We start from the raw sequence: 20,951 nt of genomic DNA, 5'->3' as shown, positions 1-20,951 counted from the left end.
CTTTTCGATATTGAATGAAAAAAACTTCAACATTTTATTCAGTATAAAAATAAAATTATGATAGAATAAGGTGCGGAGGGAGTCAAATGAAAAAATGGATGATTACTTCTCTTTCACTTTTTGTTTTTTTAGCTGGATGCAATAAAGAACCCCAAGAAGTGATTGATGAAGATACACTAGAAATACAAGACAGTGCTGCAAGTGATGCACGGGATTATTTAACCTATAAGGTTGATAAACAGAAAAAATCAGTCAATCGGGGATTGATTACGAACATGATTAATAACCGGAGCGATATGGATGAAATCGAGACAGGCCTGATGTCTTTATCAACGGACCACTTCTCCCCGGATGATTATGTATATCAAGAGGGACAGTATTTAAAAAATATCAGCTCTTGGCTGGGCAGGGAATCCAAGGATAACAAAGAAGGTCTGAATCCGTCCATAAAGATCACAGAAGGAATGGGCTGGGAAGAGAGAATCGAACGGGAAAAGAAAGACCCAATGTATCTTGCTTATATTCACGAACAGAACTATGTTGACACTAAAGGGAAAATACAGGGTATTTCTCTCGGATTCGCAATGAATAAGATTGATTACATACGTGTGAAAGATTCAAAAGGCTTGATGCATTTTGACGAAAAAGTCATTGATGATGAAACGTTGGAGAAATACGGAAAAGAAACTGCCAAAAAAGTTGTGAGCAGATTACGCTCCATGAAAGAACTGAAAGATGTACCGATTTTCATTTCACTTTATAAACTGCAGCCCTTGAACAGTGTAGTTCCAGGTAATTATTTTGCCAGCACGTTTGTCGATGATAATGACAACGGGATTAAAAAGTGGGAAGACATTAAAGAAAAGTATTATTACTTCCCAAGCGAGGAGGGGGAGGAAAAGGATCGTGATCTTTATAACCGAATCAGGGATCTGGAAGATTACGTTGCGCAATACTTCTCCCATCAGGATATCGAGTTTGTAGGAAAAGCCTTATACAAAAAAGAAAACGTGAATCAACTGGTCATCGATGTTCATACCGGTATGGTCAAAGATACCGAGCTTATAGGATTTGCCCAGGCAATCGGACCCGAAATTGTCGATTATTTCCCTCACATGCCCGTCTATCTGTATGTGAAAACGCCAAAAGGGCTGAAGGCAACCATTGTAAAAGAAGTCGATCAAGAACCTTTTGTTGAAATTCATGAATGATTATTCAAATTAAAAGGAACGAGGCTGAAAACAAACTGTTTTGGTCTAAGTAAAACCCGAACTAATTTGCGCAATACGAGGCAAATTAGTTCGGGTTTTAAATATGTCCAAAGAACATTTAGATCTTAGCCCTTTCAAGAGGTTGATTGGAGTGCACGACGAAGACTCCTGCGGGAAGAGTAGCTTATGAGAGACTTGTCCAGCTCCAGGGCTTAGAGGCACATGTCATAAGCCAAACCGAACATGAAGGCAAAGACCGCCTTCCCGTCCGGTTCGTCTTATGCCACAGGCCTCTGAGCAAAGCCCCTCCGCTTTTCTTCCCGCAGGCTTGCCGAGGAGGCTCACGGGCTACCCGCGGAAAGCGAAGTCTTGCACGGAAATCATTAGCGGTATAAAGAACCTATCCTAATAATATGGTAGCGTTAAAATTTGTCCCAGTCCTGTTTTTTTTATGTGGACAAGGAAAAATAGATTTCTCAATATTAGAAAATTTGGTAAAATAAAGAGTCGTTTATTTTACCATCGGAGGATTTCACATGAGAGTCTTTATGAATTTAAAATGGTTCTTTATTCAAGAAAAGAAGTCATATTTAACGGGGGTCATCATCCTCTTGTTTGTTGCTTTTCTTCAGCTCATTCCCCCAAAAATTGTCGGGATTGTGGTAGACAGTGTGAAAAACAACAATCTGACTGGCGATCAACTGTTACAATGGATGATGATCCTAATGGGTTCGGCATTATCCATGTATGGGCTCAGGTTCGTATGGCGCATCATGATTTTTGGTTCAGCAACTAAACTATCCAGATTGCTCAGAAATCGGCTGTACCGGCATTTTACTAAGATGTCCCCATCTTTTTATCAAAAAAAGAGGGTCGGGGATCTTATGGCCCATGCAACCAATGATTTACAGGCAATTCAGCAGACGGCCGGTTCAGGTGTCCTGACGCTGGTCGATTCCCTTGCGACGGGTGGATTTGTGATAATCGCCATGGCTTTTACAATCAGCTGGAAGCTAACGTTGATTGCGCTTATTCCAATGCCTTTGATGGCACTCTTGACCAATTATTACGGTACTCTTCTTCATAAACGTTTTCACAAGGCTCAAGAGGCATTTTCAAGCCTTAATGATAAAACCCAGGAGAGTGTGTCAGGTATAAAGGTACTGAAAACGTTCGGGCAGGAACAAGAAGATATAGAATCATTCAGAAAACAGTCAAATGATGTTGTTGAGAAAAATATTGCGGTGGCAAAAGTGGACTCATTATTCGATCCTACCATCTCCATCATCGTGGGCATATCCTTTTTCTTATCCATCCTTTTTGGCTCACGGCTGGTTGTCAATGGGGAATTAACGATCGGAGAATTGATTTCTTTTACAACCTACCTGGGCTTATTGATATGGCCGATGCTTGCTTTCGGCTGGCTCTTTAATATTGTTGAACGGGGCAGGGCTTCCTACGATCGTGTAGCCGCCCTGCTAAGTGAAGAGATAGAAATCAAAGAGGAAAAGGACGCCCTACAGATAAGTCCTGCAGGGGATATCGAATACAAAGTGGATTCGTTTAACTACCCTGATCAAGAAAAAAGTTCTTTGGAAAATTTTCATACAACGATTGAAAAGGGCAGTACGGTTGGGGTAGTCGGTAAAACCGGTTCGGGGAAAACCACTGTGCTCCGCCTCCTTTTAAGGGAATTTGAAGGGTATGAAGGAGAAATTCTGATGGCAGGCCATTCGCTGAAGAAGTATAAACTTTCTGCATTGCGTGAAGCTTTCGGATACGTGCCGCAAGATCATTTCTTGTTCTCTTCAACCATTTTTGACAATATTGCATTCACGAATCCGCAGATTGACCGCAGCCGGGTGGAGGAAGCTGCAAGACTGGCACAAATCCACGAAGATATTAAAGAATTCACTAATGGATATGAAACGATAGTGGGAGAAAGGGGCGTATCTTTGTCAGGAGGGCAGAAACAACGAATTTCAATTGCCAGGGCCCTCTTGATGGATCCGGAAGTACTTCTTCTTGATGATTCGCTGTCTGCGGTGGATGCGAAGACTGAGGAAGCCATTTTATCTTCATTAAGAGAAAATAGAAACGGAAAGACAACCATCATTACAGCCCACAGGCTGAGTGCAATCCAGCATGCCGACCTCATCATTGTACTTGATGAAGGAAAGATCGTGGAACGGGGCACACATGCTGAACTGATGGTCCATAAAGGAATATACAGGGAAATGTATTTCAGGCAGCAGTTAGAAGAACTAGTGGAGCACGGGGGGTGAAGGGAATGGGAAAAGATACAACCATGACGACAGCCGGACAGCGGAAAATTTTCTTTCGATTAATGGGATATGCAAAACCTCATAAAAAGAAAATCATTTTAGCTTTTTTACTGTTATTATTAACGACGATCGGGGATGTACTAGGGCCGATCATCATTAAAGTCTTCATAGATGATTACTTGACGCCAAGGGATTTTCCCTACGGTCCGCTTGCTGCTCTGGGAACGGCCTATCTATGTATCCAAATCGGAAATGTATTGATTTCTTATTTTCAATTATTGAAGTTTCAGGAAATTGCATTGAAGATCATCCAGCAGCTCAGGGTGGATGTTTTTTCAAAGGTACAAAGCCTTGGGATGAAGTATTTTGATAAGACCCCTGCCGGCAGCATCGTATCGCGGGTGACCAATGATACTGAAGCGATCAAGGATATGTTCGTGAGCGTCATGGTCTCCTTTATCCAGGGATCATTTTTACTGACGGGTATATTTATCGCCATGTTTGCCCTTGATTCAAAGCTTGCCCTTTTTTGTTTGTTCATTTTGCCTCTCATTCTTTATATCATGGTTCTCTATCGTAAATACAGCTCTGTATTTTATCAGGATATGAGGGAAAGACTTAGTCAATTGAATGCTAAATTGAGTGAATCACTTCAAGGAATGTCAATCATTCAAGTGTTCAGGCAGGAGCAGAGAATGCAGGAAGAGTTTGAAGAAATCAATGAGAAGCATTTCTTGGCAGGAATGAAAAATATTAAGGTGGATGGCCTGCTGTTGAGACCGGCAATTGATTTGGTTTATGCGGCGGCTTTGATTGTCGTTTTGAGTTTTTTTGGCGTCACTTCATTCAGTCAGCCGATTGAAATAGGCGTCCTTTATGCTTTCGTGAATTATCTGGACCGTTTTTTTGAACCAGTCAATCAAATCATGATGCGGCTATCGATGTTTCAGCAGGCAATCGTTGCATCATCCAGGGTATTTGCATTATTAGATGAAAAGGAGGTATCCCCGGGTCAAACTGAGAGTAATGAAGGGTACCGAAAGATTAATAAAGGAGAAATTACATTTAAGGATGTTACTTTCTCCTATGACGGTCATAAAGATGTACTGAAAAATATTTCGTTTACGGCCAGGCCGGGAGAAACTGTAGCGCTTGTGGGGCACACAGGAAGCGGCAAGAGTTCGATTATCAACCTATTGATGAGATTCTATGATTACTCAACAGGGGAGATATTGATAGATGGAAAATCCCTTAAATCCTATCCCCTGGGTGAAATGAGAACAAAGATGGGGCTGGTCCTTCAGGATCCATTCCTATTTTACGGAACAATCAAGGATAATATTAAACTTCATAATCATAATATGAGCGATGATGAAATCATGGAAGCAGCAAGGTTTGTTCAGGCAAACGGATTTATTGAACAACTGGAAGATGGTTATTCAAGTAAAGTGGTTGAAAGGGGGGCGACCTTGTCAAGCGGGCAGCGTCAGCTGATTGCTTTCGCCCGGACGATTGCAGCCAAACCAAAAATACTAATCCTTGATGAAGCAACAGCGAATATCGATACAGAGACGGAAGAATCGATTCAGACAGCTTTATCAAAAATGAGAAAAGGCAGGACCACCATCGCGATCGCTCACCGGTTATCGACCATTCAAGATGCAGATCTCATTCTGGTATTGCACAAGGGTGAGATAGCGGAAAAAGGTACACATCAGGAACTGCTATTGAAAAGAGGAATTTATCATAAGATGTTCTTATTGCAAAACGGACTTGTCGAAGGCATGGAGGATGCGGTTTCAAAAGGTGTAATGTAAACGATGAAGAGAAGGCGGATCATCAAAAAAGCAGACCGTTAAACGGTCTGCTTTCTTTATGTCGGCGTGATATCAGCTTACTTGGGACGTAAAATTTTTTATGTAGTTCGAATTATAACTGTTCAGTAATAAATCCAATTCTTGACTATATTGAATGGCTTGCGGTGAAGTTAAACCATTTTTGGCGACGATATCAATCAATTGAGCACGTTTTTTTTCAATGCGGTCCAGAAGCTCTTGTTTAGACACGGCTGTTTCCTTTCTTTTGTAGTTCCTTACAGAAGGAATACAAAACTAGTAATAACTGTAACTTTTTATAAGTATAACGAAAACAGGAGCGATTTTCAAAACAAAAATACATTTTTAAAGGCATTGAAACAAGATTGGAATGATTCAAATCGCATTGTAAATGAATGGTCACAAATCGTTCACACAATAGATTCTCATAGTATCTGCAAATGTCTGATAGAATAGATAATAATAAACATTTAACAGGAGTTGAAATTATGGCAGATATTAATTTATTTCTTGCTTTTGGAGCGGGTTTTCTAAGTTTTATTTCTCCATGCTGCCTTCCTTTATACCCTGCTTTCTTATCATATATAACGGGGATGAGTGTCAGTGAACTGAAAACGGATAATGCCATGCTGCAAAGAAGGAGTCTTTTACATACCTTTTTTTTCCTCTTGGGATTTTCGGCCATCTTCATTGCGATCGGATTTGGTACTTCGTTCATCGGGGAGTTCTTTCTTGATTATAAGGATTTAATCCGTCAGCTTGGTGCGATCTTTATTGTCATATTCGGATTGGTTGTGATAGGGATTTTCACTCCCGAAATGCTGATGAAAGAACGTCGTATTGAATTTAAGAACAAACCCTCTGGATTCATCGGTTCCATCTTGATCGGAATGGCATTTGCTGCAGGTTGGACCCCGTGCACCGGTCCGATCCTTGCTTCGGTACTTGCGCTTGCAGCCACAAATCCGGGGTCGGGTGTATTATATATGACCGCCTATGTTCTTGGGTTTGCCATCCCGTTCTTCATTCTGTCGTTTTTCATCGGGAAAATGCAGTGGATCAGGAAAAACAGTGCAAAGATCGTTAAAGCAGGCGGATATATCATGATTATTGTCGGGATTATGCTCTTCTTTGACTGGATGACCGTCATCCTTTCCTATTTCACTTCTATCTTCGGGGGATTCCAAGGATTCTAAAATTATAGCAAACAGTACAGAGAATACTATGAATTGAAATAATTTTACAATAAATGTTATAATTAGAATATAAATAGGACTAAAGTATGATAAAATGGATGCAGCGAAAGCTTTTTCAAGGAGGAACACCTGTGGCAACAATACTTGTAGTGGATGATGCGAAGTTTATGAGAATGACACTTGGTAATATGCTGACATCCAGCGGTCACACTGTAGTAGGCGAAGCGGAAAATGGAGCAGAGGCCGTAAAAATGTATGCCGATCTTCATCCTGATCTGGTCACGATGGATATTACGATGCCTGTAATGGACGGCATGGAAGCCGTGAAGGCCATTCTTTCCCAGTATCCAAAAGCGAAAGTAATCATGTGCTCGGCCATGGGACAGCAGAGAATCGTAGTAGAGGCGATTGAGAGCGGCGCCAAGGACTTCATCGTTAAACCATTTGATGAGGTCCGGGTCGTCGATGCAATTAAGAGGGTATTGGGTTCATGAACTGAGGTGGCTGCCTGCCGCCTCTTTTTTTGCCAGTTTTCGTTTTCTGATGAAATAGGCTATAATAGTATTGAAAATAAGTAGAGAGTTAAAGGATGATCGTTTATGATGATTGCTTCATCCATTGTAGCAATATGTATGGGGTTTTTTGTATTGTTTATCAGAATGAAGGCGCAGAAAAAGCCGGTAAGCGGAAAGAAAATCATTTTACCTCCAATATTTATGAGTACTGGAGCTTTAATGTTCATTTTTCCTTTTTTCAGGGTAACACTGGGCGAACTGTTGGAAGCACTTACTGTAGGAATGTTGTTTTCCATTTTACTCATTAAAACGTCCAAATTCGAAGTAAGGGATCATGATATTTACTTAAAACGATCTAAAGCATTTGCATTTATCCTGATCGGGCTTTTGATTGTCAGGATTGTTGCCAAATCCATACTGAGTGCTTCAATTGATTACGGTGCACTTAGCGGGATGTTCTGGATCCTTGCGTTTGGGATGATTGTACCTTGGCGCATCGCCATGTATATTCAATATCGCAGATTACATCAAGAAAACAGTGACTTAACCACAAATTCAATTTAAATCAGAAGCGGGACAGATGTTGATCATGTTGTTCCGCTTTTTGTATTTCTTTGAATGAAGTTGTCTTATACTTAAAATCCAAATAAACAAGTATGATGTTACGATTTTCTTACAAATAACCAAAATGTGAGTATCGAATTTTTGTCAGGGGAAACACGGAGAGAAACAAATATATTATAAAGGGGTTTTCATGTTGTTCACTCTCCATGATATCTGGACGTTTTTTCTGGCATTTTTCTTAACGCTTCCTCTTGTGACAATTGTTCACGAAGCAGGGCATGTACTGGTGGCCAGGATATTTGGCGCAAAGATAAAATTTGCAATTGGAACCGGAAAGAAGTTATTTAATATAGGACCCCTTGAAGTAAACAGGATGTATTTCATGGAGGGATGGTGCCAATATACAGAGTTGAAATATAATACAGTATGGTCACATGTTCTGATCTATTTATCTGGCAGCCTGTTTAATCTGATCGTGATATTACTGATGAATTTTTTGATCTACCAGGGCGTATTTCCTGTTCATATCTTTTTCTATCAATTTGTTTATTTCTCGGTCTATTTTATCTTTTTTTCACTTTTTCCATATCGAAACGGTGAAGGAAAGCCAAGTGATGGACAAGCCATTTATGATGTAATCAAATATGGAAAGGCAGAAGATCCGATAGATTGAACCAAAAGTAATCAAAAAAGGTAAACGATGTGAATCGTCTACCTTTTTTTAGTCTTTTTCCATTTCATGAAAAGAAATGCTGCAGCTGCTGTAAAGATAATGTATAGAATAACCGGGATTACGAGGATAGATCCTATATTTTCAACCCTTTTCTCCTTTAGAATAAGTGTTCATATGGAGCCGCATCAATATTCATTTCATCCAGCTTTTTGCGGAGGAATTTATGGTCCCGCTTGGGGGTGGCCATAATATAACCTCTTATTACCAACTCCTTGGAAATGGAAGGAGCTTTCTCTTTCAGTGCCAATTCCCCGATTTTCCCGGCTATTTTTTGCTTTGCCACATCCCTGAATAACTCTGGAACGGGAGTGACTAATTCATTCAGCATTCTCTTTTCTTGATCATGCCAAAGATGAAGCGTTTCATTTACATAATACTCTTCCCAGTCCATATCGGATTTCCCATCTTCTTTCGGAAACCTTTTCAAAAATTTCCGGAACATAAAGAAGCCGCCGATCGCAAAGGAAGCCATTAAAAAAACAACCCAAAAAAGGATAAAATATAAAAACCATCCGTCTAGCTGCATGCTATCACCTCAAAGTATTTCGATAAACGAATATGTATCGTATTTCATTATAGACAACGTAAATCGCCGTGACAAGAATATCATAATAAATCTAAAAGATATCTATACTGTTCTTAATAAGAAATGATATACTAATAAATAACAAATATCGTGAAAATTCATTCTTTTTCGATAATCATCTATTTCAAGCTGTTTTGGAAGGACGGGGAAGTCACATGACGAAATATAAGGGCAGAATCTTGTTTATTGCCGCAGGTGCTCTATTGATCATTATCTGGGATTTCATTTACTATTTTGTTCTTCACTACTCCTTCAATCTGCAAATTGACTTGCTTTTTACCACTCTCATCTTGTTCATTGGATATTATACTGGAAAAAACTACGATGACAGCAATGAAACTGTCTCGGCACTCAGTAAGAGCGAAGAGAAAATAAAAAGGCTGAATGAAGAGCTGCAGCTGGTCCTGCAGAACATCTCTGAGGTTGTCTTCCATACGAATTCCAAGGGGGAATTTCAATTTTTGAATCAATCCTGGGAAGACTTCACGGGTTTCAGCCTGAAAGAAAGCCTGCATAGAAATGCACTGCACTTCATTTCACTTAATGAACGCCACGAATTTCTGCGGTTGCTCAGAAGGAGTATAAGTGAGAAAAAGGAGAAGACAAAAATCGATTTTTCTTTTCAAATGAGGGATGGACAGTATCGGTGGGGTGAAGTGAATATCAAACTGAATTACGATGATTACGGAAAACTCGCAGGTACAGTAGGGACGATATCGGATATTACAGAACGAATACATAATGAAGAAGAGTTACTGGAAATGAATGAAACACTTGCAATCGAATCACAGAAATTATCTGTAGCAGGACAGCTGGCAGCGGGTATTGCACATGAAGTGAGAAATCCGTTGACCTCCATTAATGGCTTTCTGCAACTGTTAAGAGATGACGCCGACTCTAAGACTAAGGAATACCTGGAAATAGTGTTTTCTGAAATTAAGAGAATCGAGCTTGTACTCAGTGAGTTATTGATCTTGGCAAAACCTCAATCTGTGACCTATAAACGCATCAATATCGTAGAAACACTGGATCACGTGGCAAAACTTCTGAATACGAATGCGATTCTTTACAATATTGAAATACAGACTGCTTTTAAGCAGAGAGAATTATTTATCAGGGGAGACGAAAATCAGCTGAAGCAGGTTTTTATCAATCTGGTGAAAAACGCCATCGAGGCAATGCCGCACGGTGGAAGGATCAGGATCCATGCAGGACTGAATGATTACAATAAAGTCGAAATCAGCTTTAAAGATGAAGGGGTCGGCATGAAGAAACAAGTCTTGGATAAGCTCGGAGAACCTTTCTTTACGACTAAAACCAAAGGAACCGGTCTTGGTCTTACCATTTGTCTGCGGATCTTGAGAGACCATTCGGCAGATATCAACGTACAGAGTGAACAGGGAGAAGGGACGACGTTTTCGATTACATTCGATGCAGTAAAACAGCAAGGAAGGAAAAAGCGGGAACAAATACATACATAATAGTCGAGGAAGTTTTAGGGGGTCATCCTGAAGCTTCTTTTTTAATGGAGAAGAATGGCGGGACTGCCTGGGAATCGAACCCAGCGGAGACGGCACGCGCCTCCCAAGAGGTTTTGAAGACCTAGGCAAGCACCAGCTCAACAATCAGCCCCGTAGTTTTCTTAATTAGTTATATCACGTTCACAGATTCTGTTCAATCAATATACCCATAAACCTGCTAAAAGGATAGCAGGACAAAAACCCCGGTAGAAATTAGCTGTTTATTCCAACTATTTATAAAATTAGAACTTTAGAGAAAGTAGAAACTATTTCTTTACCAACTGATTATCCACATGATAAGATACATTTTGCCGGCTAAAAAATGGAAGAAGTAAGCGATTTCTACGCTTGATCTCCCGCTCATTTCATGCAAGAGAGACAGAAAGGGGATTTGAACTATGAAAAAAATATGGTTCTTAGGATTAGGTTTAGCTTTGTTGTTAGTTGGATGCTCAGATGCTGGTTCAGAAGAAGGCAAGAAAGAGGAATCTGCAGATACAAGCAGTGCGAATACTGACGCAGCTGGGGAATTAATGGATTTTTATCTTAATTTAACAACCACGATAAATGGTACAGATATTGACTTGAATGGTTACGAAGCTGCAGTAGGCGGAGAAGCACCTCCAACAGGTGACGAGCTTGCAAAATTAGCAGATTCAGCTGCAGCATCTGCAGAAGAATCTGCTAAAGCAGTAGAGAATACTGAAGTTCCATCCGGGCTTGAAGACTATAAAAAAGACATTGAAGAGTTCAAGTCTACATTGGCAGAGTCTTACAATATGAAAGCTGAAGCCCTTAAAGCAGAAGGTGAAGCGGACCTTACAGAAGCAGATGAAAAAATGGTCGAAGCTGAAAACCAAATCAAAGCAATCCTTGATAAAGCCGGGTTGGTAAGTTCAAGCCTGGTGAACGACTTAAACGGTTAACAATCAATTATTAAAAACAAACAGAAAACGAATCCCGGCATCGGGGTTCGTTTTTTTTACTCCTTTTGGTGTCTCTTTTCACTTCATACTTCTATATATAAGGTGAAAGGAGGCATAGTCCATGGAGTCCATCATTCCTTTTATCTCTGAGGTCGGTTTTCCGATCGTGGTGACGATGTATCTGCTATATCGCATTGAAACGAAGCTTGATGCAGTCGTGACTTCCCTGCAGACTCTTCCTCAAAGAATGAAAGAATAGAAAGGGAGGCCGGTGGTCTCTCTTTTATTGACGTTCCCACAAAGTGGATTTTGATAAGTGAGACTATGTTCCTTCCAGGCGGCATTTCCTTTTACCCAGAGTTTTAGAGTTTGATATAATTTAAACTATATAGAAGCAAGAGAGGAGATTGGACGTTGAAATTCATACATACGGCTGATTGGCATTTAGGAAAATTAGTTCACGGTATTTATATGACGGAAGAGCAGAGGTACATACTGGAGCAATTCATTGCATTGGTGGAGGAGGAGAAGCCGGATGCAGTCGTGATTGCAGGGGATTTGTACGACCGTTCCGTACCACCTACCGAGGCGGTGGAATTACTGGATGAGGTGCTTTTCAGAATCAATGTCGAATTGAATACACCGGTCATTGCCGTTTCAGGCAACCATGACAGTGCCGAACGTTTATCGTTTGGTTCCTCCTGGTACAAGCACAGTCACTTTTACCTGAAGGGGAAACTTTCGAATGAGTTTACACCCGTAAACGTAGCCGGGGTGAACTTCCACTGTATTCCTTTCGCAGAACCGGGGACAGTTCGCCAGCTTCTTGGGGATGATTCAATCCATTCCCATCATGATGCAATGAAAGCAATCATAGACCGTATCCAGGAAAACATGCATGGGGAGGGACCACATGTATTCGTAGGGCATGCTTTTGTCCTTGGAGGGAAAACCACGGATTCTGAAAGGACACTTTCCGTAGGCGGGTCAGGATGTGTAGGCAGTGAATTATTCGAGCCTTTTCATTATACGGCTATGGGTCATCTGCACAGCCCGGATGCATTAAAGCATGATACGATACGTTATTCAGGGTCATTGATGAAATATTCGTTCTCGGAAGCATCGCAAAGGAAATCAGTGACAGTGGTGGATATGAAAGAAAACGGATCGTTTGAATTAAGTGAACGGATATTAAAACCGAAGCAGGATATGAGAGAGCTGCAGGGGCATATGGAGGAACTGCTTGATCCAGCCTTCTATCAATCCCAGAAAACGGATGACTTCTTAAAGGTGACCCTGCATGACGAGGGAACCCTTATCGATCCGATAAACAAACTTAGACAAGTGTATCCGAACGTGCTGCATCTCGAGCGGAAACTGGAGTTGAGGGATGCAAAAAAGAAAAACAGTTTTAACGTCATAGAAGATAAAAAGAAGACCGAGCTTGAATTATTCAAAGAATTTTATTCAGATATGACGACAGGTGATTTTTCAGCTTTGAAGCAGGAAGTCTTGGAAAAAGTAATCGAAAAAGCCAGGAAGGAGGCGTATGAAGCATGAAACCTCTTAAACTGACGATGCAGGCATTCGGACCTTATGCCGAAAGGGAAGAAATTGATTTCCGTGAGCTGGACAGCCGCACGATGTTTGTAATTTCAGGCAAGACCGGTTCGGGAAAGACGACGATATTCGATGGTATTTCCTATGCGATTTATGGGAAGGCAAGCGGGGAGGACCGGACCCCGACAGATATGAGGAGTCAATTCGCGAAGGAAGAGGACATTACGGAAATTGAGCTGTTATTCAATTTGCGGGGGAAAACTTACCGGATCTGGAGATCGCCTCAGCAGGATAAAAAGAAAGCCCGGGGAGATGGGTATACGACCATCAACGCCCGTGCAGAGTTATTTACCTTTGATGAGGAAGGCGGGGAAATAATACTTGCTGCCAATGTCAGGGAAGTAGACGAAAAAGTGAAATCACTCATCCAGCTTGATGCGAATCAATTCAGACAGATCCTGATGATTCCTCAAGGTGAATTTCGTAAATTGCTGACCTCTGACAGTAAAGATAAAGAAGTCATTTTGCAGAGATTGTTCCATACACAGCTGTACAAAATGATTCAGGAAGGATTGAAGGCGGAAGCAGATGATTTGCGGAAGCAGGTGGAGGCTTCCGTTGAATTGCGTACAAGGGAACTGTTGAAAATCCATAGTAATGACAATGAGGAATTACAACAATTACTGCTTGAAGAACCTGTTAATGACAGTAAAATACTTTCCCTTCTCCCGGGACATATCGAAGGGATGGAAAAGCGGCTGGATGATGTGGAACAAACATACCAAACCATTCAAAATAAGAGAGATAACGTAAACAAGGAGCTTGCTGATGCAAATAATCTCTTGAAGCTATTTGAACTGAAGGAAAAGTTAGGAGCAGAGCTGACCGTCCTCCAGCACCAGGAAACTGAAATCAGACAAGCTTCTCAAGAAATCACACTTGCAAATAAGGCTGCGAGGTTAATAAAACAAGATGAATATTGCCATAAACTGAATAGTATTCTCAAGGGACTTAAACAGGATATGGATCGATTAATGAGAGAAAAAGATACAGCCAAAGACAGGCTGGAGCTTGCCAGGAAACGTTATGAGGAAGAAGCGGGAAAGGAACCGGCCAAAGAAGAACTCGTAAAAAAAATCAATCATCTGGAAAGCATTCAAGGCGATGTTCATTCGCTCGATTCCTTACAATCGGAATTGCAAATGTTACAGGAGAAAAGTACAAAGCAGCAGTATTTGATTAATAAAGACACTGAAGAGAAGGCTTACTTATCAAAATGGATAAAGGATAGAGAGGAACGGCTCGAGAAGTTTGGAGAGAGCCAAAGCCAGTTGTTCCACTATGAAAAGTCACTCCAGGAAAAAGAGTCTGGCCTGGAAATTCTAAAAGAAATTTCTACACTGTCAGAAAGACAGGATCGATATAAGGTCACAATGAAACAATTGAGTGACCAGTATGGAAACAATGCTGCACGGATGAAAGATGCTTCAGATTCAATCTCTTATTTGGAAGGTGAATGGCGGGCGGCTCAATCCGCCGCTCTGGCACGTGAACTCACGGAAGGAGCACCATGTCCTGTATGCGGCTCAGAGCACCATCCTAATCTTGCAACAGACAAACATACATTGCCGTCAGAGGAAGACATGAAGAGTGCAAGGGAAATGCTGCAAGCCCTTCAATCCGAAGAAAAGCAGTTAAGTCTTTCAATGGCCCAGGAAGAAACAAAAATCCAGAATACAGATGAGCAAATACGTCTACTCATCAAAAGGGCAGGGAATCAGGCAGAGAACCTTACATTGGAGAATCATAAGGAAGTAACCTTAGAATTCCAATCAAAAGTTCAATCCTTAAAAAGGGAAATCCTTGCAAAGAAAAATGAGCTTGAACAGTTGAAGCAGATGAGTGAGCAAGTTAAGAATGAAAAAAGGAAACTGGAAAAACTCGAGGATGCCGGCAAGAAACGTCTGGAAATTCAGCAGGAACTGCAAATGGAATTTTTAACAAAGAAAACTTCCCTTGAGAAAATCAAGGAATCCATTCCGTCAAATCTTTATACAAGAGAAGAGTTTGATGATGCGTTTCAAAAGACAAAGGAAACATTGGATAAAATGAAAGCAGCTTTTGAGAAAGCGCAGTCAGATTTTTATCAAAGTGAAAATGATTACAAAGTAAAAGAAGCTCAATTGAAAGATAAAGAAGCTCAAGTTGAGAAGGCAGAATCTGATATGAATCACGAGAGGGAAGAATTTCTTTCCTTATTGAACAGAGAGGGATTCCCGCATTACAGGGCTTTTCACGAATCGAAAAGAACCGATGAGGAGATTGCCATACTTGAGGCAAGGGTTAAAAATTATGGCGAAGACCTGCGTTCTGTAAAGGATCGTTTATCGGATGTTTCTAAACAGCTGGAAAATAAGGATAAGCCGGATATACAAGTCATACAACAATCGCTGACGGCTGTAACCTTGGAAATGAAGGAAATCAACGAAATTTTAAACAGACTCATTTCACACACACAGGAAAATAAAGAGATTCTTTCAAGAGTCATGGACATCAATGCCAGCATTAAGGAGCATGAAGAGACTTATCAAACAGTCGGACATCTTGCAGACATCGCCCGCGGGCAGAATGCAAACCGGCTTACATTTGAAAGATACGTATTGGCCTCATTCCTTGAAGATATCCTGAGCGTTGCAAATGAACGATTATCGAAGATGACAGCCGGCAGGTATAACTTGATTAGAAAGACGGACCGCAGCAAGGGGAATATACAAAGCGGCCTGGAACTGCTCGTATTTGATCAATATACCGGCCAGGAAAGGCATGTCAAAACGTTATCGGGAGGAGAAAGCTTCAAGGCTTCACTTGCATTGGCACTGGGGCTGGCTGATGTCGTGCAGCAATACGCAGGAGGGGTTTCGCTTGAAACGATGTTCATCGATGAAGGTTTCGGTACACTCGATCCCGAGTCTCTTGATCATGCTATTGAAGCGTTAATGGATATCCAGAGCAGCGGACGCCTGGTCGGTTTGATATCCCATGTTCCCGAATTGAAAGAGCGTATCGATGCAAGGCTTGAAGTCATCTCTTCACAAAACGGAAGCAGGACGGAATTTCAATTTATGATTTAGGTAAAGATAATTGAAAGAAAAGAAAAGCCGGATGTCCCCAGGCTTTTCTTTTTCTGCTTTTAATTTCCACTCATATTTAATATGATTAAATCACTAAGACTCAAACAAAGCGGGTGAAATCTGTGATAAGTATTTATATTTTAATATTATTCATTTCGGCAGCAGTCGCCATCGGATGGAGCTGGAAGCGGCTCCTGGACTTTAACACATATAAAAAACCATTTGTTGAAGGGGCAGCCCTGCAGTTTTTATTCTTTGTGATCGCCTCCATTTGGTGGCTGGTGACAGAGGACATATCAAACGGAATAATGGGTGTTTTTTACTATCTCATAGCTTTTCTCGTTATTATGGTGATCCATGGATATGTCCTTCACTATTTATTCTCCAAAAAGAAGAAAGAAGTATCACAATGAGATATTTCGGAATCGACGCAGGTGGAACCCTCACTAAGCTTGTATACGAAGAACATGGCAGGTACCATTATAAAGTCTTTGATAGTAAAGAACTTCCTCAGGTGATGAATTGGATAGGGCTCACCTCGCCGGATTCAACGTTGTTCCTGACCGGCGGGAAGGCCGAAAAGATGAAAACACTGCATCCGGTGAGTACAGTGTTTCCTGAATTCGATTCGATTGAAGAAGGTATGCGAATTCTTGTTCATACTCAAAATGGAAAGCTGGATCGATACATCTTGGTGAATATTGGCACCGGCACTTCTTTCTTTAAGGTCGCTCCCAATGATTTCTCCCGTGTAACGGGAAGCGGAATGGGAGGAGGTATGTTCATGGGGCTGGGGGCGCTGCTATCAGGGACAGATGATTTCCATGAACTCGTGGAGTTGGCCGAAAACGGAAATCGTGAAGCAGTCGATTTGATGGTGAAGGATATATATGAAGGGGATGAAACTCCTGTACCAGACTATCTGACGGCAGCAAACTTTGCTAAAGTCAGATTGGGTGAAGCATCCAGAAAAGATGTGATCCGCTCTTTGACCAACTTGATAGCGGAGACGGTTATTTTGCTTGCCCATCAGCTTGCAGCCTCACATCAATGCCAAAAACTTGTTTTCATAGGCAGCACACTCCTTGCCAATTCTCCTTTGAAAGAAGATCTCAAACAATTTGAAAAATTTTTGGGGTACCAGTGCATTTTTATAGAGAATGGATCCTTCTCCGGAAGTATCGGTGCCCTGAGACTTGGATTAAAAAGTCTTGGAATTTCACAAAATAGTCATTGATACTCAGGTGAAGCGCATTGTCTTTTCCTATTCTTTCTACTAACATAGAATGAGAAACAGTAGTGGAAAGCGGAGGAGATTGAAGTGCCTAAATTAAAATCATTAGCGGTTGTGATGGCTGCAGTGGGAATTCTCCTTGCAGGTTGCAGCAATAGTGACTTTCAAGCAGAAACGGATTATGAAATAGCAGATTTCAATTATTCCAATCAAGATAATGAAAAAGTAAGTCTCAAAGACTTGGAGGGCAAGGTTTGGATTGCAGATTTCATTTTCACCAACTGTGAAACGGTTTGTCCGCCAATGACGTTCAATCTTACGAAATTGCAAAAGGAACTTAAGAAGGCAGGAGTAGAAGATTATAAGATTGTCTCCTTCAGCGTCGATCCCGAAAAGGATACACCGCAGGCCCTGAAAGAATATATTTCAGGATACGAAGCGGATACAGGCAAGTGGGAATTATTGACCGGTTATAAGTTTGAGGAAATCAAGGACTTTGCGGAACACTCCTTCAAAACAATCGTTGCGAAAGACCCCAATTCTGACCAAGTCATTCATCAGACGAGCTTCTTTCTCGTCAATCAAGAAGGGGTTGTGGTTAAGAATTACAGCGGGAACAGCGATGTGCCTTACGAGGAAATCACCTCCGACATGAAGACACTTATAAAAGAAGGTTCAAAATAAAAACCTGAGCGGAAATAGTCGAGTTGGATCAAGCCTCTTTAGAAGGCGTGCTTGTCCGGACGGCTATTTTTTTATTCAGCTCTGCGCTTATGGTAAAGTAAATATAGTCATTCTATAAATGAAGCAGGTGAGGGACATTCGACATTCAAAAGGCATATTTATTTTTGACTGTATCATCACAGTGGTGATACTGTTTTGGACGATCAAATCATTCTCTGAAGGGCAGAGCATGAAAGGTATGCTGTTTATTGCATGCTTTGCACTGATGACAGGTGTATTATTCACTAATTATAAAAAGAAGAACTCTTAGAAAAAGCAGGTGGGAAGGTTGCGAAAACGGTACTATACGATCGGTATGGCCGGGCATATTGACCATGGTAAAACTGCGCTGACAAAGGCCCTTACGAACATTGACACCGATCGCCTTAAGGAGGAAAAAGAAAGGAATATTTCAATAGAGCTTGGATTTGCTCCTCTTCATCAAGAAGAGGATATGCAGATTTCCATTGTCGATGTACCCGGTCATGAACGTTTTGTGAGGAAAATGATTGCAGGGACAGGCGGAATAGACCTGGTCGTGCTCGTGGTTGCAGCTGATGAAGGGATTATGCCTCAAACACGTGAACATCTGGATATCCTCTCGCTTCTAGGCATCACCGAGGGAATCGTGGTCCTTACAAAAATGTCGAAAGTGGATGTGGAACTGAGGGAGCTTGCTAAAGAAGAAGTGAAGGCAGAACTTGAAGGCTCTCCTTTTGAAAATGCCACGTTGATGTTGGTGGACAGTATATCTGGTGAAGGTATACAGGAATTGAAGGATTTGATTTTAAAATCGATTGAAGATATACCTGTCAGGAGTTCTGAAGGTTATTTCCGTTTACCGATCGATCAGATATTTTCACTGAAAGGACAAGGTACCATTGTCAGGGGGACCATATATGAAGGGGAGATAGAAACAGGGGCAGAAGTCACGATACTTCCTCAAGGGATCCAGGCAAAAGCAAGGCAGATACAAGTCCATGGACAGAAGAGCAGCAAAGGGTGTGCAGGACAGCGTGCAGCCATCAACCTGGCAGGTGTCAATTATCAACAAATTGAGCGTGGAGACGCAGTTGTATCTTCATCACTCTTTACTGTAACGGATATAATCGATGTTTCATTGAAAACTCTTGGTGGAATCAAGCATGGTCTTAAACAGCGTATGGAGATAAAGTTTCATACGGGAACTTCAGAAGTAATGGGTAAACTTGTATTCTTCGACCGCAATAAGACAGAACCGGCAGAAGATTCGATTCTTTGTCAAATCCGCCTTAATAATAAGATTGTAGTCAAACGGGGTGATCGTTTTATCATCAGGAGGCCGACACCTGCAGAAACACTGGGCGGAGGTTGGATCATTAATCCAAGTGGAGGAAAATATCGATTTGGAAGCGAGACCATTTTGAAGCTCCGTGCGATAATGGAAGGTTCCGCAGAAGAAAGAATGATGAAGCTGCTTCAACAGAAAAAAAGTATACCTTCTCAGACGCTGATACGTGAAGCTTCCCTTGGTCAGGATGAACTTGAGGAAGTACTGCAGAAGACAGGCTGGATTTTGCTGCGCAGTTCTTTTGTGACACATATTAGTATTGTAGAAAGCTGTGAAAAAAAGATCGTAGAGGTCCTCAGTTCCTATCATGAGAGGCATCCCCTTGAAAAGGGAATCAATAAGGGGGAACTGCAGTCATTGCTGGAGTCGTTCACTGATATAGTCATCCAATTCAGTATCGGAAGACTGATTCGGCAGAAGGAAGTATCTCTTGAAAATGGAGTTCTCCATATGCATGATTTTACGCCGAGCCTCCCTTCACAATGGGAAAAAAGATGCTTGCAGCTTTTACACTCCTTAAGGGAAGATAAGTTGAAAGTGAAGACAATGGAAGAATATTTTAAGGGAGCCGGTATCCCAGAAACCGTAAGACAGGAATTTCATTATTTTTTTATTGGGCAGAATTGGATTGTTCCGCTCGATGAGAAGCATGCATATGCATGGGAAACATACAATAAGGCAGTCAATGAGCTGAAGGAAAAAACAGACCGAAGATTCACCATAACCGAGGCAAAAGAGATATTAGATTTATCCCGGAAATACATGATTCCTTTTTTAGAAAGACTGGATAAAGATGGATATACAGTCAGGATTAATGATGAGAGAAAATGGATTTCTTGAGGAGAATAACTAAATCATGTTTCTCTTTTTAGGAAAAGTGGTATAAAAGTACTCATGGAATTGTATAACTTAGTAAATAGACAAGGCAGGAAAGTAGGAGACGTAAGATGCAGGAATTATGGAGCGCATTTGGATGGGTGATCCCCATTCTTGCACTGATTACCATGACTTCCCTCCTGGCCGTCTCCGTATGGAAAAAGAAAAAAGGCAAAGGAAGGTGGATGAACCTCCTTCCTGTTTTATTGCTTTCGATTTCCATAGGCGGTATATGTTTGATCACTCTTACACCCATGCTGGGTGACGGAGGAATGAACGGCGGGGTAAAAGGTCATACCAATATGGATCCTTTTTCAAATTTGAAACTGAATCTTCTTTATCGGAATCATTTAGATGTTCCGATCCGAAACTTATTAGCCAACGTGTTTTTGTTTGTACCCTTTGCTTTCTTCTCAGGCTGGTGGATGCGGCACCAGCGGGCGATTGTATTAAAGGTGACATTTCTTGGGGCAATCTTTTCATTTCTTATCGAATTGACTCAATACTTCCTTCCATTGGGAAGGGCGACAGATATTGATGATTGGCTTATGAACACGCTTGGTTCATTTCTCGGCGGGATTCTATTTATAATGGGAAGTTTCATATTCAGATTGCTAAGGATAAATGGCTGGATAAATAGATGAAGCTTTACTGAAAAAGATGCTGGGACAAAGGTGTTTCTGTCTATGTAAAACCCGAACTGATTTGCATTTGATGGGGCAAATT

19 protein-coding genes and 1 tRNA gene are annotated in these 20,951 nt (G+C 41.2%); 17 read left to right on the top strand and 3 right to left on the bottom strand.

The window, feature by feature from the left end; translation table 11 throughout:
- Positions 1-86 precede the first annotated feature (86 nt).
- The 3 genes from BHE18_RS06350 (at position 87) to BHE18_RS06340 (ending at position 5,313) form a co-directional block, all read left to right on the top strand.
- A complete protein-coding gene (locus BHE18_RS06350; RefSeq protein WP_071617752.1) occupies positions 87-1,211 on the top strand; it encodes a CamS family sex pheromone protein in 1,125 nt (374 codons plus the stop codon).
- Positions 1,212-1,747: 536 nt separating this feature from the next.
- Positions 1,748-3,496: an ABC transporter transmembrane domain-containing protein gene (locus BHE18_RS06345; RefSeq protein ID WP_071617751.1), complete on the top strand. Its 1,749-nt coding sequence runs from the start codon at positions 1,748-1,750 to the stop codon at positions 3,494-3,496.
- 5 nt (positions 3,497-3,501) lie between these two features.
- Positions 3,502-5,313: an ABC transporter ATP-binding protein gene (locus BHE18_RS06340; protein WP_071617750.1), complete on the top strand. Its 1,812-nt coding sequence runs from the start codon at positions 3,502-3,504 to the stop codon at positions 5,311-5,313.
- Positions 5,314-5,385: 72 nt separating this feature from the next.
- Here BHE18_RS06340 and BHE18_RS06335 read toward each other — a convergent pair whose 3' ends face one another.
- Entirely contained in the window at positions 5,386-5,562 is a 177-nt protein-coding gene (locus tag BHE18_RS06335) for an aspartyl-phosphate phosphatase Spo0E family protein (protein WP_071617749.1), read from the bottom strand.
- Between the two features lie 257 nt (positions 5,563-5,819).
- Between BHE18_RS06335 and BHE18_RS06330 the strand changes: the two genes are divergently transcribed.
- The 4 genes from BHE18_RS06330 to BHE18_RS06315 all read left to right on the top strand — a co-directional run bounded on the left by BHE18_RS06330 (position 5,820) and on the right by BHE18_RS06315 (position 8,279).
- Complete coding sequence (locus tag BHE18_RS06330; protein WP_071617748.1) at positions 5,820-6,527, top strand: cytochrome c biogenesis CcdA family protein; 708 nt, start codon at positions 5,820-5,822, stop codon at positions 6,525-6,527.
- A 131-nt stretch (positions 6,528-6,658) separates the two neighbouring features.
- Entirely contained in the window at positions 6,659-7,021 is a 363-nt protein-coding gene (locus BHE18_RS06325) for a response regulator (RefSeq protein ID WP_071617747.1), read from the top strand.
- 105 nt (positions 7,022-7,126) lie between these two features.
- Complete coding sequence (locus tag BHE18_RS06320) at positions 7,127-7,606, top strand: CcdC family protein (RefSeq protein WP_071617746.1); 480 nt, start codon at positions 7,127-7,129, stop codon at positions 7,604-7,606.
- A 193-nt stretch (positions 7,607-7,799) separates the two neighbouring features.
- Positions 7,800-8,279, top strand: a complete 480-nt coding sequence (locus tag BHE18_RS06315) for a site-2 protease family protein (protein WP_071617745.1) — start codon at positions 7,800-7,802, stop codon at positions 8,277-8,279.
- Positions 8,280-8,436: 157 nt separating this feature from the next.
- Here BHE18_RS06315 and BHE18_RS06310 read toward each other — a convergent pair whose 3' ends face one another.
- Entirely contained in the window at positions 8,437-8,865 is a 429-nt protein-coding gene (locus BHE18_RS06310; RefSeq protein WP_071617744.1) for a DUF2621 domain-containing protein, read from the bottom strand.
- A gap of 215 nt (positions 8,866-9,080) precedes the next feature.
- Here BHE18_RS06310 and BHE18_RS06305 point away from each other — a divergent pair, with 215 nt between their 5' ends.
- Positions 9,081-10,406: an ATP-binding protein gene (locus BHE18_RS06305; protein WP_071617743.1), complete on the top strand. Its 1,326-nt coding sequence runs from the start codon at positions 9,081-9,083 to the stop codon at positions 10,404-10,406.
- Positions 10,407-10,461: 55 nt separating this feature from the next.
- Here BHE18_RS06305 and BHE18_RS23175 read toward each other — a convergent pair.
- Positions 10,462-10,558, bottom strand: a tRNA-Sec gene (locus BHE18_RS23175).
- A 285-nt stretch (positions 10,559-10,843) separates the two neighbouring features.
- Here BHE18_RS23175 and BHE18_RS06300 point away from each other — a divergent pair.
- The 9 genes from BHE18_RS06300 (at position 10,844) to BHE18_RS06260 (ending at position 20,869) form a co-directional block, all read left to right on the top strand.
- Positions 10,844-11,371, top strand: a complete 528-nt coding sequence (locus BHE18_RS06300) for a hypothetical protein (RefSeq protein ID WP_071617742.1) — start codon at positions 10,844-10,846, stop codon at positions 11,369-11,371.
- A gap of 121 nt (positions 11,372-11,492) precedes the next feature.
- Positions 11,493-11,630, top strand: a complete 138-nt coding sequence (locus tag BHE18_RS06295; protein WP_032088683.1) for a YvrJ family protein — start codon at positions 11,493-11,495, stop codon at positions 11,628-11,630.
- A 155-nt stretch (positions 11,631-11,785) separates the two neighbouring features.
- Positions 11,786-12,931, top strand: a complete 1,146-nt coding sequence (locus BHE18_RS06290) for an exonuclease SbcCD subunit D (protein ID WP_071617741.1) — start codon at positions 11,786-11,788, stop codon at positions 12,929-12,931.
- Entirely contained in the window at positions 12,928-16,062 is a 3,135-nt protein-coding gene (locus BHE18_RS06285; protein ID WP_071617740.1) for an SbcC/MukB-like Walker B domain-containing protein, read from the top strand. The genes BHE18_RS06290 and BHE18_RS06285 overlap by 4 nt, the downstream gene beginning before the upstream one ends.
- A gap of 122 nt (positions 16,063-16,184) precedes the next feature.
- Positions 16,185-16,475: a hypothetical protein gene (locus BHE18_RS06280; protein ID WP_071617739.1), complete on the top strand. Its 291-nt coding sequence runs from the start codon at positions 16,185-16,187 to the stop codon at positions 16,473-16,475.
- Positions 16,472-17,299 (top strand): type II pantothenate kinase, encoded by an 828-nt coding sequence (gene coaW, locus BHE18_RS06275; protein WP_071617738.1) that lies wholly within the window; start codon positions 16,472-16,474, stop codon positions 17,297-17,299. Before BHE18_RS06280 ends, coaW begins: the two co-directional genes overlap by 4 nt.
- A gap of 84 nt (positions 17,300-17,383) precedes the next feature.
- Positions 17,384-17,980 (top strand): SCO family protein, encoded by a 597-nt coding sequence (locus tag BHE18_RS06270; protein WP_328585873.1) that lies wholly within the window; start codon positions 17,384-17,386, stop codon positions 17,978-17,980.
- 319 nt (positions 17,981-18,299) lie between these two features.
- Positions 18,300-20,189: a selenocysteine-specific translation elongation factor gene (gene selB / locus BHE18_RS06265; RefSeq protein WP_235860261.1), complete on the top strand. Its 1,890-nt coding sequence runs from the start codon at positions 18,300-18,302 to the stop codon at positions 20,187-20,189.
- A 107-nt stretch (positions 20,190-20,296) separates the two neighbouring features.
- Positions 20,297-20,869 carry a VanZ family protein gene (locus BHE18_RS06260; protein ID WP_071617736.1) on the top strand — a complete coding sequence of 191 codons (573 nt, stop codon included), beginning with the start codon at positions 20,297-20,299 and terminating at the stop codon, positions 20,867-20,869.
- Positions 20,870-20,951: the final 82 nt, after the last annotated feature.

Source organism: Rossellomorea aquimaris, from assembly GCF_001877785.1.
GTDB lineage: Bacteria > Bacillota > Bacilli > Bacillales > Bacillaceae_B > Rossellomorea > Rossellomorea aquimaris_A.
This window is presented reverse-complemented; position numbering and strand designations above follow the sequence as displayed.